Annotated in this window: 13 protein-coding genes; 4 read left to right on the top strand and 9 right to left on the bottom strand. The window is 45.5% G+C overall.

Features of this window, described 5'->3' with window-relative positions; translation table 11 throughout:
- Positions 1 to 90 precede the first annotated feature (90 nt).
- Together KJS52_RS24590 and KJS52_RS24595 are read right to left on the bottom strand one after the other, a co-directional pair.
- Positions 91 to 1014: an ABC transporter ATP-binding protein gene (locus KJS52_RS24590; protein WP_213519947.1), complete on the bottom strand. Its 924-nt coding sequence runs from the start codon at positions 1012 to 1014 to the stop codon at positions 91 to 93.
- A gap of 69 nt (positions 1015 to 1083) precedes the next feature.
- Positions 1084 to 3171, bottom strand: a complete 2088-nt coding sequence (locus tag KJS52_RS24595; protein ID WP_213519948.1) for a multicopper oxidase family protein — start codon at positions 3169 to 3171, stop codon at positions 1084 to 1086.
- A gap of 179 nt (positions 3172 to 3350) precedes the next feature.
- Here KJS52_RS24595 and KJS52_RS24600 point away from each other — a divergent pair, with 179 nt between their 5' ends.
- On the top strand, positions 3351 to 3827 hold the full coding sequence (locus KJS52_RS24600) for a MarR family winged helix-turn-helix transcriptional regulator (protein ID WP_213519949.1): 477 nt from the start codon (positions 3351 to 3353) through the stop codon (positions 3825 to 3827).
- 158 nt (positions 3828 to 3985) lie between these two features.
- Here KJS52_RS24600 and KJS52_RS24605 read toward each other — a convergent pair whose 3' ends face one another.
- From KJS52_RS24605 to KJS52_RS24620, 4 genes are all read right to left on the bottom strand, one after another.
- Positions 3986 to 4417 carry an SRPBCC family protein gene (locus tag KJS52_RS24605; protein WP_213519950.1) on the bottom strand — a complete coding sequence of 144 codons (432 nt, stop codon included), beginning with the start codon at positions 4415 to 4417 and terminating at the stop codon, positions 3986 to 3988.
- 35 nt (positions 4418 to 4452) lie between these two features.
- Entirely contained in the window at positions 4453 to 6084 is a 1632-nt protein-coding gene (locus tag KJS52_RS24610) for an FAD-dependent monooxygenase (protein ID WP_213519951.1), read from the bottom strand.
- A gap of 676 nt (positions 6085 to 6760) precedes the next feature.
- Positions 6761 to 8491, bottom strand: a complete 1731-nt coding sequence (gene ilvB, locus KJS52_RS24615; RefSeq protein ID WP_213519952.1) for a biosynthetic-type acetolactate synthase large subunit — start codon at positions 8489 to 8491, stop codon at positions 6761 to 6763.
- 724 nt (positions 8492 to 9215) lie between these two features.
- Positions 9216 to 10094, bottom strand: coding sequence for a helix-turn-helix transcriptional regulator (locus KJS52_RS24620; RefSeq protein ID WP_213519953.1), 879 nt, complete (start codon positions 10092 to 10094; stop codon positions 9216 to 9218).
- Between the two features lie 192 nt (positions 10095 to 10286).
- Between KJS52_RS24620 and KJS52_RS24625 the strand changes: the two genes are divergently transcribed.
- Both KJS52_RS24625 and KJS52_RS24630 read left to right on the top strand, forming a co-directional pair.
- Positions 10287 to 10850, top strand: coding sequence for an NADPH-dependent FMN reductase (locus tag KJS52_RS24625; protein ID WP_213520098.1), 564 nt, complete (start codon positions 10287 to 10289; stop codon positions 10848 to 10850).
- A gap of 29 nt (positions 10851 to 10879) precedes the next feature.
- On the top strand, positions 10880 to 11182 hold the full coding sequence (locus KJS52_RS24630) for a Dabb family protein (RefSeq protein ID WP_213519954.1): 303 nt from the start codon (positions 10880 to 10882) through the stop codon (positions 11180 to 11182).
- 109 nt (positions 11183 to 11291) lie between these two features.
- Here KJS52_RS24630 and KJS52_RS24635 read toward each other — a convergent pair whose 3' ends face one another.
- Complete coding sequence (locus tag KJS52_RS24635; RefSeq protein WP_306433597.1) at positions 11292 to 11735, bottom strand: SgcJ/EcaC family oxidoreductase; 444 nt, start codon at positions 11733 to 11735, stop codon at positions 11292 to 11294.
- A 221-nt stretch (positions 11736 to 11956) separates the two neighbouring features.
- On the opposite strand from KJS52_RS24635, the gene KJS52_RS24640 reads away from it, so the two are divergent.
- Positions 11957 to 12460 (top strand): MarR family transcriptional regulator, encoded by a 504-nt coding sequence (locus KJS52_RS24640; RefSeq protein ID WP_213519955.1) that lies wholly within the window; start codon positions 11957 to 11959, stop codon positions 12458 to 12460.
- Between the two features lie 265 nt (positions 12461 to 12725).
- Here the strand turns inward: KJS52_RS24640 and KJS52_RS24645 are convergent, their stop codons facing one another.
- Positions 12726 to 14135, bottom strand: coding sequence for a M23/M56 family metallopeptidase (locus KJS52_RS24645; RefSeq protein ID WP_213519956.1), 1410 nt, complete (start codon positions 14133 to 14135; stop codon positions 12726 to 12728).
- Positions 14136 to 14504, bottom strand: coding sequence for a BlaI/MecI/CopY family transcriptional regulator (locus tag KJS52_RS24650; RefSeq protein WP_281425700.1), 369 nt, complete (start codon positions 14502 to 14504; stop codon positions 14136 to 14138). It abuts the gene before it with no gap.
- Positions 14505 to 14683 lie beyond the last annotated feature (179 nt).

Here is a 14683-nt window from a genome sequence, read left to right on the forward strand (position 1 = left end):
TAAAAAGGTATCCTTCACAATTATTTAGGCGATTTTTATTTGTCAAGTATTTTTTTGAATGATAACTGTTCATCTATTAAAGTCTTGCTCTTACAATTGTTGGGGCGAACTGCATAAGTCCTGTAACGATAAATTGGCTAATTCAATCTGATGTTCTTTTGTGAAGTTAATAATATCCGTAATTAATTCTTCACCTATGTCAGTGTAAATGGAAAATTTCATATTTGCTTCTGTCACTTTATCAAGTTCTAATTGTTTAAACAATCGTTTCATTTTTTCGCTGTCCTGCAGATGTTTCATTTCTATTGAAACAACTTCACTCGAAATCTTTTTCTTTAATTCTGTAGGTGTTCCTTCAGCGATAATATTGCCGTGGTCTATTATAATTAAACGGTCACATAACGCGTCCGCTTCTTCTAAATAGTGAGTCGTTAGGAAAACGGTCATTCCATTGTCACGTAATTTTTTAATGTGCTGCCATAAATTAGCACGGTTTTGCGGATCAAGTCCTGTCGTTGGTTCATCAAGAAATAAAACCTTTGGTTCATGTAAAATTCCTTGAGCAATCTCCACACGACGTTTTTGCCCGCCAGACAATGTACGAACAAAGCGCGGAAGTAATTCATGAAAATCTAGCAATTTACTCAATTGCTTAATTCTTTGCACTGTAACGTCATTTGATAGCCCATATAATTTTCCTGATAGCTCCAGGTTTTCCCGTACTGTGGCGTTTGGATCAGCGCCACCAAGCTGACTAACATAGCCTATATTGGCACGGACTTTTTTGGCTTCAGTTAACACATTATATCCAGCTATATAAGCTGTTCCGCTACTAATGGGCAACAATGTTGTCAGTATTCTTTGTGTAGTAGTTTTACCTGCTCCGCTCGGTCCAAGAAAACCAAAAATTTCTCCTTGATCGACTGTAAAGCTAATATTATCAACGGCAATAATTTTTTCCTTTTTGCTCACATAAGTCTTACTTAAACTTTCAACACTTATTAATTTGAACATAATGTTTACCCCCTTTTTTCTTTGTTTTTCAGCTTCTTTTAATAACCATGCTTTACGATAGCATCAAGCCTATTCCGGACTATTAACCGTCTCACTTCCTATCGCGAAAGGAGTGTATACATTTTCATAAGCCACATGCATTGTCATTCCTTTTTGGGCATGATCTAGATTGTGGCAGTGATCCATCCATAGTCCGGGATTGTTTGCCAAGAAAGCAACTTCAAACGTCTCGCCGGGTTCAATATTTACAGTATCTAGGACAAGTGGGCTACCACTAATCGGTTTTCCATTTTTACTAATGACTTGGACATGGTGTCCATGAAGGTGCATCGGATGATCGGCAAAACTCCGATTTACAAATGTTGTCTTCACAAGATCTCCCTCCTTGACCATAAGGGTCGGAGTATCAGGAAACGTTTTTCCGTTAATCACCCACTGTTGTCCCGCCTCTCCGTTATAGACACCAAAATAGGTCTGATCAAGAATGAGTGTAAACGTTCTGTCGAACACGGTCGAGGTGTTGAATGGAGTCTGTGCCGGTGATCCATATTTAGTGATATCTAAAACCTCTCCTTCATCGAGTACATTTTGTTTCCCATGTCCGTCTGGGCTATACACTATTCCGATTGGTTTGCCTTCCATTAGCATTGCCAGCGTAACGGCAGTGTCAGGCATGATGAATTCGACATCGTAACGCCCCCCTCCACCGATTCGTAATAAACTAGTCGTCAGAGTACCTGGCTCATTCAACTCAAAACCATCGATGGCTACAACCTTGAAAGGCACGCCGTTCAAGGAAAACGTACGAGTTAAATTACCCGCATTTACGAGACGTAGCCGTACAGGTGTTCCTGGATTAACCATTTTCCTTTGGAATGTATCTGCCGTATCGAGAGCTGGAATATTCCTGCCGTCCGGAGTGATCCAATCATGAGCCACAATCGTCGTATCCATCGTTTTTGTTTCATGTTGACTGGATGGATGGATGATAAAGGCCCCGAATAGCCCCTTTTGCACTTGAATGGAGGACTGCTGGTGGGAATGATACCAATGAGTTCCCTCCTCATTTACAACAAAACGATAGGTATACGACTCTCCAGGCATGACGGCATCCTGCGTCATCCCTGGAACGCCATCTTCACCATTAGGGACATCTACTCCGTGCCAATGAATGGTAACCCCGCTATCGATATTTTTATTCACCAATCTTACTTCCACCAAATCCCCTTCATTGGCGACAAGCTCTGGGCCTGGGCTCTGACCATTAAACGTCCACGCTTCAATGGTTTCACCGGAAGCAAGGCGAATCTTCTTCGTCTCTGCGTAGAGGACGTATTTTTTGTCAGGAATGTCTGTTTGAGGTCCTTTCAACTCCACAACACTAATCGGCTTACTGTCTGAATTGGAATCATGATCGTCATGGTGGGCATTTGTATTTTCATCTAAGCTGGAATCTCCACCCCCAAAATCAGCAGTATGGTGATGGACCATATTCATCCTGCCAGGAAATTCACTCATTCTTTGAGAAACGACTAATCCTGTTATGGCTACTACAAACACCAAAACGAAATATACAGCTCCTCTTATAATTCTTATGCTAAATCGTGGAAGCCGCTTTTCAAGTATCCTTATCCTTCTTCCATGGTAAAGCCATAGCAGACCTGCTGAAATGATCAGTGCCCCACCATAAATCAAAAGATCTTTTGTATTAGGAATTGCAGGTATGTCTATCGTTACTAAAAAAAAGGCAAGTACTGCTCCCACAGTCATTACATGTACAGACACAATAAAGAACAGTAAAGACTTTTTATTAGCTTCCCTCGATAAGTTAGGCAGCGCAAAGATCAACACAATTGCCGCTGGCAAGCTTAACAGAGGCAATAGGTTCAAGACCCGGTCCATGATAAATAGCCATCCGTAATTTTCGAAAATGATCATGATGTCCAGTGCCCAAACCATGATTAGGGCGGTACCGATATAGACGCCAACTTTGGCTGCTTTTAGCCATAATCGGAAGCTCGATTCACTCTCTCCCACATATTTGAGGTGATTCGCGGCATAGCCAGTAGCCCCTGAAACACCCACTAGTACCAGTAATAACAAAAATTCTACTCCCATAAGGAATTCGAACACGACTGTTCCCTCTTTTCCCGACATTTATCTTAATAATTAAGATATCCTCCATAATATCAATCAGTCGTTACCTTTACCTCCGTCTCAAGGCTGATTAAGAGTTCTTATACTTTTTGTTCTGACTGCCCCAACATAAATCTCTCAGTGAACGGATCCTCTATGCTATACTTTATGTATCGAGATAAATTAAAGGGGAATGTATTATGCGACCGACACAAACAGACCTTCATCTGTCACTTTTAGAAGCTTCCAAACAGTTATCCACTCAAACTATCATGTTTCATCAGGCGATAGCTGGGCATCTTGGCCTTAACATTACAGATCATAAGTGCTTAGATTTGATTCTAAGCAGAGGAAGAGCCACTGCAGGACATCTAGCAGAGTGGACGGGACTAACCACAGGTGCTATTACAAGCGTGCTAAATCGCTTAGAAAGAGCAGGCTATATCCGCCGGACGAAGGATCCTAACGATCTCAGAGTGGTCTATGCCGAGCCCATCTATTCGCAATTGCATACAATTAAAAAGGCATTCACTCCGTTAAACGATGCCATGCTTGAACTCTACTCAAAGTACAGTCAAGAGGAGTTACAGACCCTGCTCGATTATTTGATTCTCTCCTGTCAATCTCTTCGAAAGCTTACCGACGACCTTCGTAAACCAACTATAGAGAATCAGTAAAGGCGATATCGTTAGTCCAACCCCATTTATCTTAATTATTAAGATAAATGGGGTGATGAGGTATTTCTATTACAAATTTAGAACTAATTTTAGTCCTAGACTTAGCAGGCTATGCTGAAGCCTATACCACTCTCGCACTGCAGCAAACCGTATGGATGTTAACCCTTAAGGAGAGCTTTTAAGTCAGCAGCTGTTTGCCGCTGCTCCTTCTTCATCGATTGACGCATGAAAAATTCAGCTACCTTCGGAACGTTGTCAACTTGAATTGAGAAATGAACACGGCAAGATTGATCCGAGATCAGCTCAATACGATAGCTTTCGCGAAACGATTGTTTTTCATCAGGAACTGTCTCCATCGTTAACAATTGATCCTGAACAAGCTCGGTCACGATCATGTTTTTTTCGCTCTTGAAGCCTGAGTATTTTCCACTTTCGAAATACTTGGTCCCCAACTGAGCAGGTCCTTCTGGAGTAACTCGAGCCTCCATAATACCTTTAATCCAGGAAGGTCTCCCCTTTAAATCAACGAGGCGTGAAAAAACGATAGATGCGGGATAATCATAGATTTCGGTATATTCAAAGATAAGCATAATTATTATTCCTTTCCTTATTTGATGTAGTTGATTTAACGAAAAAGGATTGTCGACAGAGCATTGGTTAACATTTTTTCCATTTCTTCCTTATTCCCCCTGGTACCCGGTTTTCGCCATCCGATATACCCGTCTGGCCGCACGATGACAGCCCCTGTGGAAGTTATACCGTATGCATCAAGAAAATCGTTCCCAGGATTATTAAAATCAGCATGCCCATCAACCTGATAAATATCTATCGGGAAACGTAGCGTATCTTTAACATGCTCAGCAGCCTCAACCCAGTTTTTTCCGTCTGATCCAACGAGTAACACAAATCGAGAACCAAACAGATCGATGGTGGAAAGCCGCTGGCCGTTACGTTCCAAAACGACGTGCGCAGCGCGGCTTCCTGGCTGACCCGTCCACGACTCTGGCTGTTGTGCAAGGGGGAGGTTCTGCTCGTCTCCTTCCGGTATGAACGCGCCGTCTGGATAGCGATAACCCATATTGACATGTAGGGTGTTTACCGTAATTCCATTTGCTCCTTCGTGTTCGCGCTGCTGGGAGAGCATGACGACCTGTTCTACGGTGTAATTCGCTATAGGGCGGCGCTCCATGTCGTAAGTGGTAAGCAAGCCCTCGCCAGCTTCACTTCGCAACACGGCAGCCAGCTTCCAAGCGAGGTTGTGCGCCTCGGCAACCCCAGTATTGCCTCCCAAGCCGCCGCTTGGAGGTTGAACGCGTGCTGCATCACCAACAATAAATATACGGTCTTGTTGGAAGCGATCAGCTACTCGAGCAGCCATTTCCCAGGTTAATACCTTCTTGAACTTGACCGGAATGTCAGGTAATCCGATAGCTGCCCTTACCAATGCAATACACCGCTCTTCCGGGTAATCGTCAATCGTTTCTTCCTCCGGATCATAGATCACATCCAATCTGTATACATGAGGCCGCCTGTTTGTGCCGGGATACAAGACAAGGCTTCCGCTTGCATCTTCATTAGCGAAGAAACACATATGTGCATTCTGGTTCTTGAAGAGATCATGGATGTCCGCGTCGAAAATGACGCTGATCAGATGAAAAAGTGTCCCCTCTCCATGCTGCCCGATTCCTAAAGCTGCACGGATACCACTTTTGCCACCGTCGGCTCCAACCATATACTCGGACCGTATTTGGCGTGTTTTGCCGTTGGTTCGATCCCGAATGGTCGCCAAGATGCTATGCTCATCTGTTTCGAATCCGATCATTTCCGTGTTGTATCGAAGATCGGCACCTGCTTGTTCAGCCTTCATCTGAAGCACAGGCTCAAGTAAATCTTGTGCAATGCCGTTTCCTTCAACAGGGCTGGCATCCGTAAAATATGCGCTCATATCTTCCATCAGATTCTCGAATACTTCCCCGGCCAGACTCTCGACAAACATGATGCCGAATTCCCGTGGGAAAGGTGGTTCTTCACGGCGTATCTCCTCTTCAACTCCGGCAGAGCGAAAGATTTCCATCGTGCGGGCAGTCAAGCTTGAGACGCGCGGATGGATGGCCGTGCCCGAATGGCGTTCGACGACGATTGACTTTATCCCTTGTTTAGCCAGAAACAGGGAGAGGGATAGACCTACGAGACTCCCCCCCCCCACAATAAGCACAGGTACCGTTTCGTCAATCGTTGTGGAATTTAACGGATTCATTATGATCATGTCCTTTCGTTATTCAATTTCTTTTTCACCCAATCGGTTATCGATTGACTCGTCTCTCTTGCGCAGCTCCTCCATGCTCCATGTCAGCCTTCAATCGTTTGATAAATACTTGCTCGATGGCGAATATTTATTACCTCGTCCTTCTCCCTTTCTTTAATTAACTGTTGCATTCGATACTGATGGATTGCTCCTCAATAAGGAAACAAAGGATGGCTAAAGCGACAGGTGACTTTTTAATATTTTTGGTAATCATAGTAATAATATAACTAGTAATAATATGACGTGTCAACAAAAAAAAATAACTTTTTTTCATTCGCGTAAAATAAAGATGTCCTCAAGGGGATTGGAAAACCGTAAAAATCATAGTAGAACCCGTGCTACATTTTCGAACCTCTTGGGACTTAGGCCCGGGAACCAACAAAAAACAGGTAAATCCCTTAACCCAACATATCGCATTGGTTTCCCACACTTCCAAGTAACAGACAATATTAGCTGACGCTTGAAACCGAAAAAGCGAAAGTCATGGACGAGAAAATAATGTCCTGGACTTTCGCTTTTTCATTGAACGTTAATGTTACCCGTTAAATTATACCCATAAAAGTATTAAGCAATCGGTGTACATGAGTAGCCTCGCTCCTTTAAACAGATTTTTATCTCTTCAGCGCCATTATTCGTCGTACTCTAAAATCATTTGATCCAGCGGCGTGCCGGCAAGCACCATTGGGTATACGTTCTCGTCGGTCGGAATGACGAACTCGACGAGCACAGGTCCTGTCGTCTGCAGCGCCTCAAGCCAAACCTTGGAGGCTTGAGCCTTGTTTGTCGCCCTCAATCCCTTGATTCCGTATGCTTCAGCAAGCTTGACGAAGTCCGGGCTGCCGGATAGATCAATCTGGCTGTAGCGTCGTTCGTACATCAATTCCTGCTGCTGCTTAACCATGCCGAGCACCTGATTGTTGAAGACCACGATCTTGACCGGAATCTGATGAATCGCGCAGATCGCCATCTCCTGCGCGCACATCTGCATGCCTCCGTCGCCGTTGATCGAGATGACGAGACGATCCGGATTTCCGACTTTAGCTCCGATCGCAGCCGGGAAGCCAAAGCCCATCGTGCCAAGACCTCCTGACGTAATTAGCGAGCGAGGATGCTTGAAGCGGTAAAACTGCGCCGTCCACATTTGGTGCTGGCCTACATCGGTGGTGATGATTGCCTCTCCTTGCGTCATCTCGCTAATCATCTCGAGTACATATTGCGGTTTAATGACGGTATCCGAATCGGTATACCGAAGCGGATGCTGCAGCTTATACCCCTGAAGCTGCTCGAGCCAGGCAGCCGTACAGGCTGCTTGCGCTTTCGTATTCGCATAAGCCAGCACGTCTTTAATATCGCCGATGCAGGCGATATCTGTCTTAACGTTCTTGCCGATTTCCGCCGGATCGATATCAATATGGGCAATACATTTGGCCTGAGGCGCAAACCCGTCCAGCTTCATCGTAACACGGTCATCGAAACGCGAGCCAATTGAAATAATGAGATCCGCGTTCTGCACCGCCATGTTCGCCGCGTATAAGCCATGATGTCCGAGCATGCCCAGGCACAGCTCGTCATCGCTCGGAAACCCGCCGAGACCGAGCAGAGTCGTGGCGACCGGAATCCGGGTAGTGTGGACGAATGTGATCAGCTCCTGCGAGGCGTTCGCATAGACAACGCCGCCGCCCGCGATAATAACTGGCTTGCGCGCTTCTGCAATCGCCTGAAGCAGCGCATCTATTTGCGCCGGATTCGATTCCGGTGCTCCATGGTATCCACGCAATTGAACCGTGTCCGCAGGACGATATGCCATCCGCTGGTTGCTCACGTCTTTGGGAATATCGATCAACACAGGACCTTTGCGGCCCGTATTTGCGATATAGAACGCTTCATGAATGATGCGAGGAAGGTCGTGTACGTCGCGAACGATGTAGCTGTGCTTCGTAATCGGCATTGTGATGCTAACAATGTCCGCTTCCTGAAAAGCATCCGTGCCCATGACGGACGTAGATACATTCCCCGTTATGACCACCAGCGGCACCGAATCCATATAGGCGGTCGCAATGCCGGTCACCAGATTGGTTGCTCCTGGACCGGATGTCGCGATGCATACCCCAACCTTTCCCGTCGACCTGGCATAGCCGTCCGCCGCGTGGATCGCGCCTTGCTCGTGCCGGGTCAAAATATGCTTGAAGTCAGGCCGATTCACCATCGCGTCGTAAATATAGAGCACATTTCCTCCCGGATAGCCAAATACGCACTCTACGCCTTCCTTCAGCAAGCCGCGCAACAGTACCTCCGAACCAGTAATATATTCCTCCGATGGCGTCGTTGCTTCATTCGTCATTCCTACTTGCTGTTCCATAGGGCAGCCTCCTTTGCAAAATAAAATCCCCTCTTCTCCTAAACAAGCTAACAGCGGTCAGCTCATACAGGGACGAAAGGGGATTTTTTCGCGGTACCACCCAAGTTCGCTGCTATCTCGCGAATGCAGCCTCATGAGGTTAGGCCAATAGGCCTTACCTGCAGCGCGTTAACGAGCACCATTTCGGTTAAGTCTACTCGCGGGCATGGAAAAAGACTAGCCGCGCTTTCGGTTAACAGCTCCGAGACGACACCATACAAAGGGTTAAGGCAAAGGTTTCAGCGTTTCCTCTGCTCTCTGGGCATAACCGCCATTGTCGGCTTTCTCTTCATCGCCTGTTCGTATGAAATAAATAAACCCCTTCCTTCCCAAGGCTCAAAGCAGCTGCTTAAAGGCCTTGGGACGAAAGGGGAATGTTCGCGGTACCACCCAGGTTTACTGCAATCTCACAATTGCAGTCTCATGAGGTAAAGCCGATGCTTTACCTGCAGCATGTTAACGGATGCCAGGCCGGTTGAGCCTACTTGCGGGCGGGCAGGCAATTCATGCCTTCCTTCCGTGTTCGGTCAACAGCTCCGAGACGACACTATACATGCATTACGACAGAGGTTTCAGCAATCCCTCTGCTCTCTGGACATAAACGCGATTGTATAGCCTTCTCTTCTTCGCTATATTTGTATTTTTCTGATAATATCACAGACATCGCTTTTTTTCAAACCGAATTTTAAACACGTCGAGAAGATTCAAGCTGCTCTGCTTGCTGGCTCTCATAATCGTATAACAGTTGCTGCATCTTATCTACCGTGCCATCTGGATGAGGGACATGAATCGTAACGGTCAAATTAGAATCGTTCAAGTAATGAAACGTGACAAGATCAAAATTCAAGATCCCGAGGTTCGGACAATGCAATGTCTTAGGCGCATCAATAGCATCGAGAACCTCGTGAGAATCCCAAAATTGTCGAAACTCCCTGCTTGTCTGTGAAAGCGCCTCGAACTGCTCGATCCACCAAGGATCGTCAACGTGACGCGCATATCCGGCATGGAAGTTAGCGACGATTCGCCGAGCATGCTGCTCCCACTGGTCTCCCTTTATATAGCGGAAACGGGGAGAAGTAAACGTCATCCAGACCAAATTCCGCTCCCTATCCGACATAGCCGCAAGATTCCCATTTAATGCGCAGTATGCTTCGTTCCAGGCAATGATATTCATGCGCGCATCCATAACGTTCGTAGGGGATAGGTTCTGACTATCCAAAAAACGTTGAAGCTCCGGCGTTACCTTATTAGCTTGCTTCGTACCGGATAAGGGAAATTGCTTACGGGCAAGATGATACAGATGCTTGCGTTCGGATTCATCCAACCGAAGCACTTTTGCTATTCGATCAAGAACCTCAGCGGATACGTTGATATGACGCCCTTGTTCCAAATAAGTATACCAATCCAATCCCACGTCTGCCAGCAGAGCTACCTCGCTGCGGCGAAGTCCGGGTGTACGTCTGCGTCCGGAATCCGGCAACCCTGCTTGCTTTGGGGTTATTTGTTCACGACGTAATCGCAAAAAACGGGATAATTCCTCATATCGGTCTAATTTGTTTGCCATGATATCCATGCCTCCTGCTATTGAAGAACGTAGGATTCCCAATCCTACGATAACTAGATCTCTTCCTGGCCCCTTCGGGTTCATTTAGACTAGTATATGTCCTCCTTGGGAGGAATAGCAAGAATGGATAGACGGTGATGATCAGCCTTAGCTGTTCAAGTCCATTCAGACCATATTATTGAGGTGATGAAAATGAGAGTTGCCGCCATAGTCGGAAGCATTCGCAAAGATTCATACAATCTGAAGTTAGCCCGTTATATTCAAAATCGTTATCAGCATCTTTTTCAGCTGGATGTGCTGAACATTCGGGATCTCCCTTTTTACGATCAGGATATCGAGTCTGTTCCGCCGCAGGCTGTTATCGATTTTAAAGCGAAGGTCGCTGCTGCTGACGCGGTGTTATGGATTACTCCGGAATATAATTCGACTATTCCCGGCGTCATGGGGAACGCGATTGACTGGTTATCCCGCGTAGATCGAGTCATGATCGGGAAGCCCTCATGGATCATCGGATCTTCCATGGGATTGTTGGGATCAGTCAAAGCACAGGGCCATCTGCGTGACATTCTGTTCTCATCCGGTATTTCCTCGCCGCTGTTGCCTGGAAATGAAACGTACATTGGTCTTGTTCATGAGAAGCTTGATGAGAAGGGGGAACTGACCGATGGACCTACCATTCAGTACCTTGATCTTGTAACTGACAATTTCGTGAAATGGATGAAGGAGCTCTCCCAATTGAAGCAGCTCCAAGCCTAAAAATAAACAGAAGCCTTGGAGGGAATAAAATGTTTGAACATATCGTGCTATTGAAATTTAAGCCCGATGCTTCTATTGAAGTTCAAGAAAATGCAATAAAACTTGCATATGACTTTAAAGGGAACATTCCGGGAATCGTGCAACTTAGTGCCGGGATTAACGCTACGGAGGAAATAGAGCATACGCACGGGTTTACGCTGGGGATCCGGGTCACTTTTGAGGATCAACAGGCTTGCCGGGACTATATTCAGCATCCTCTGCATCAAAGCTTATTGCAATCCATTGGCCCGTTTGTTGAAGAAATCGTTGTTATGGATTACCCGTTTGCTTAATGCTCCCCTTTAGGTGTGATTCTATCTCTTGCGAGCAAGGAACCGCGGCCATTCCCTGATCCTGCATCAGGGAATGGCCGCATTATTTTTTTATACTGGTTACTTCTCATTACTTGCTTAATTTCATGAATATTTTTTGCATTAGGCCGGGTTTGGAGATCCTGCTGTTCTGAAAGGCAGCTATGACCCACTTGCCATTCTGATTTACAACGACATTCGTATTGATGGAGTCTCTTTGGCTTGGGGCGCTCTTTTGCCATCTTAATTTGACGACACCAAGCCCGTGAAAGATAGCGATCCCCGGCGTGATAAAGCGGATATTCTTGATCTCGCCTTCCAGCGTTGACCCTCTCAACACACCGTTCCATAATTCCTGATGCGTTTCGGCAATCGCATTTCTCCCTTGCAAATGCTCTCCCTGAAACGTCACATAGTCTGCATCTTCCGTAAAACATGAACCATAGGCCGTCCCATCGCCATGATCCCATGCGAATTTAAGCTTTTGAAAAAGGGATTCAATTTCTTTTATATCCTGTGTTTGCTTCATATCCATGTTGACTCACTCCTTTGTTTATTTTTTCTTCTTCTTTTAGGTAGTGGCAAACCAATTCTTGTTCGTATTCGTTGGTTGATCCTTTCCACGATTATATCGTTTGGTCATTCAGATAACTTGTGCTATAATCGGAGAAATAAAGTCTTGATACATAAATATTCTTAATACATTAATTATCTTTATTGATTAAGATATATTTATATTAACCAGGGGGTATTACAATGTCAAGGGATAATTCTTCTTTCGCTGAACTTTCTTCCGTGCAGCAAGATCTACTGCAGGAATTGCGACAAAACAGCGCACGCGCCGTCATCTTCCATCAATTCATTTCCGAAAAGCTAGGGTTGAATGCCACCGATCACAAATGCTTGGATTACCTGAATCATGCCGGACCTGTAACAGCTGGGCAGTTGGCACAGCTCACCGGGCTGACCACGGGAGCTGTAACGAGTGTAATCGATCGTTTGGAACAAACAGGTTATGTAGTTCGGGATAAGGATCCGAATGATCGCAGGCGTGTAGTCGTCAAGCCTGTGCCGGAAGGATCAGCTAGAATCTCGCCCATGTTCCAATCGGTCATGCAATCAACGCTTCAGATCATTTCCCAATATACCGATCAGGAGCTGCAGTTAATTCTTAACTTTATTAAGCAGTGCAATGAAATGACGTTAGCCGAGATAAACAAGCTGAAGAAGGAAACGGAGAAGGGGCTGTCTGAAAAGTAAAGGGCTGAAAGGCTGGCAAAAGGATGGCTAGTCGCTAAGGAAGCTGGATAACGTTATGTGTGACCAAACGGATCATTTAACGTTATCCAGCTTCTTTAATCTTCACTTTAACCTTGCAAAAGGCTTACAGCTCAGCCTCTTCTCTTTTGTTTACTAGACACTTCTTCTCAGGTCCTCTCTTTAATGTAAAGAATCCGCCCACAAAAAAAAGCTCTCAGGATGTATAATCCTGAGAGCTGAACTCAGTATGGATACGCAAAACTGCTTATTGTTGCTCTACTGGCTCCAGTGGATCAATCGCTGTTTCACCATTCCAGAGCATCCACTTCACATGCGGACCTGTGCTATGCCCAGTTGATCCCATAGTACCAATTTGTGCCCCTGCACTCACTCGTTCTCCAGCTTTAACCTGCAAGCTTTCCAAGTGACTATATGTCGTGACATAGCCTCCATCATGAGCAATGCGAATATAATTGCCTTCCTTTTTAACATATTCCGCCTGCTCCACAACACCGTCTGCTGCTGCGAATATAGCTGTTCCTTCAGCATTCGCTATACTCACATAAGGCCGTTCGGTCTGAAATTCATTCGTTACTTTACCTTCAGCAGGAATATTGAATGTCAGAACATTTAACTCTTTCGATAAAGCTGTCGTATTCTTCCCTGTAAATGTCATGATGGCGATAATAACGACCACTCCAACAAGAAGCGGTGTCCATACTCGTTTATTGCTTGCAACTTGCTTGATCATTTCAATCCTCCTTCTGGTCAATGTTCGCGATGACGAACCTTTAAAAGATAGAAGCCCGTGAACGACTTGTCCTTGCATTAGCTTCCATGATGCCACTCGCAGCAACGTTGTCCCATATTGCTGACTATCCGTGTATCGCAGTGCCACACGATCACAAGACAATTCCTGATCCTCCCGCATCATACGATAAGCTATCCATACTAACGGATTAAACCAATTGACAATAACCAGCATAGCCATAGCATGATTCCAAATTATATCGCCTCTGCGCACATGAATGAGTTCATGCAGCAAAATATTGCGCCATTCATCAGCATGCAAATGACCGATTAGCTTGGAAGGAATAAGAATCCGCGGTCTGATCCATCCACTCAAAACTGGATACGCTACCCGATTGGATTGTGCAATCCTCACATGTCTTCGCATCTTTAATTCTTGTTTGCACTTGTCCAATATTAGACGCAATTCGTCAGCCGGCCTACAACCCGCACGACGAATCGTATAGATAGCGTACACGGACAGACCTGCGTAGACCAGAAACAAGGCAGCCGTTACAACTGCCCATATCGCGAATATAATCTCCCAAACATTCAAGGCTCCACTCATCTCTTTCCACTGCTGAACAGGTGCAGCGAGTGAACGCAGTTCAGAGCTTGTCCATAGCGCAGCCGCTTCATTGTGACTGACCACGGCTCCTCCACCTTGAATAGACTGCCAAAGCTGAATCGGGCCTGGCGGCGTCCACGGCATCCACAATCTTACAATACATATAAGCCAAAGTGTGTAGACAACATGGACATGCAGCCGCAGCACGGGCATTCTGCGTATCAACAAGATAAGCAAGATGAGTCCGACTGCTACCGGAGCCGTTACAAGAACATGTTGGAATAAGGAAAATGCCCATCCTGCGATATTGGCCTGCATTTAGCGTTTTTCCTCCAACATTTTTTTCAATTGCTCGATCTCTTCCTTGCTCAATTGCTCATCCTGAATAAAGTGGGCGAGCATCGGTGATAGCGCCCCACCATAAATGCGTTGCAAAAAAGTTTTGCGCTCTTCACGAATACAATCTTCCTCCGCAACAAGTGGCGAATAGTAATACACACGTCCTCTCGATTCAAATTGAATGGCACCCTTCTTCAACAGACGATTGATTAACGCCTTCACTGTTTTCGGACTCCACTCCATCGGTTCAGAGAGCTGGTCAATGACTTCCTGAGCAGTGATCGGTGATTTCCTCCAAAGCACTTTCATCACTTCCCACTCTGCCGCAGATATATTCGGGATGTTCACCTCGTAAAACAACACCTTTCTAAATTAGGATTACACGTGTAATTCTAATTTATATGATTACACGTGTAATCGTAAATGTCAAGCTTTGTCATTTACATTTTAATTTTCATGAAAATGTTCATTTTGTGCTACTTTCTCATTATGAAATCCTATCGACTTAGTCATCTCTTAAGCTACAA

Source organism: Paenibacillus montaniterrae (assembly GCF_018403185.1).
Classification (GTDB): Bacteria; Bacillota; Bacilli; order Paenibacillales; family Paenibacillaceae; genus Pristimantibacillus; species Pristimantibacillus montaniterrae.

Coding starts and splice junctions, on each gene's coding strand:
- KJS52_RS24590 (WP_213519947.1), bottom strand. CDS start 1,014: ATGTTCAAATTAATAAGTGTTGAAAGTTTAAGTAAGACTTATGTGAGC.
- KJS52_RS24595 (WP_213519948.1), bottom strand. CDS start 3,171: ATGTCGGGAAAAGAGGGAACAGTCGTGTTCGAATTCCTTATGGGAGTA.
- KJS52_RS24600 (WP_213519949.1), top strand. CDS start 3,351: ATGCGACCGACACAAACAGACCTTCATCTGTCACTTTTAGAAGCTTCC.
- KJS52_RS24605 (WP_213519950.1), bottom strand. CDS start 4,417: ATGCTTATCTTTGAATATACCGAAATCTATGATTATCCCGCATCTATC.
- KJS52_RS24610 (WP_213519951.1), bottom strand. CDS start 6,084: ATGAATCCGTTAAATTCCACAACGATTGACGAAACGGTACCTGTGCTT.
- ilvB (WP_213519952.1), bottom strand. CDS start 8,491: ATGGAACAGCAAGTAGGAATGACGAATGAAGCAACGACGCCATCGGAG.
- KJS52_RS24620 (WP_213519953.1), bottom strand. CDS start 10,094: ATGGCAAACAAATTAGACCGATATGAGGAATTATCCCGTTTTTTGCGA.
- KJS52_RS24625 (WP_213520098.1), top strand. CDS start 10,287: ATGAGAGTTGCCGCCATAGTCGGAAGCATTCGCAAAGATTCATACAAT.
- KJS52_RS24630 (WP_213519954.1), top strand. CDS start 10,880: ATGTTTGAACATATCGTGCTATTGAAATTTAAGCCCGATGCTTCTATT.
- KJS52_RS24635 (WP_306433597.1), bottom strand. CDS start 11,735: ATGGATATGAAGCAAACACAGGATATAAAAGAAATTGAATCCCTTTTT.
- KJS52_RS24640 (WP_213519955.1), top strand. CDS start 11,957: ATGTCAAGGGATAATTCTTCTTTCGCTGAACTTTCTTCCGTGCAGCAA.
- KJS52_RS24645 (WP_213519956.1), bottom strand. CDS start 14,135: ATGCAGGCCAATATCGCAGGATGGGCATTTTCCTTATTCCAACATGTT.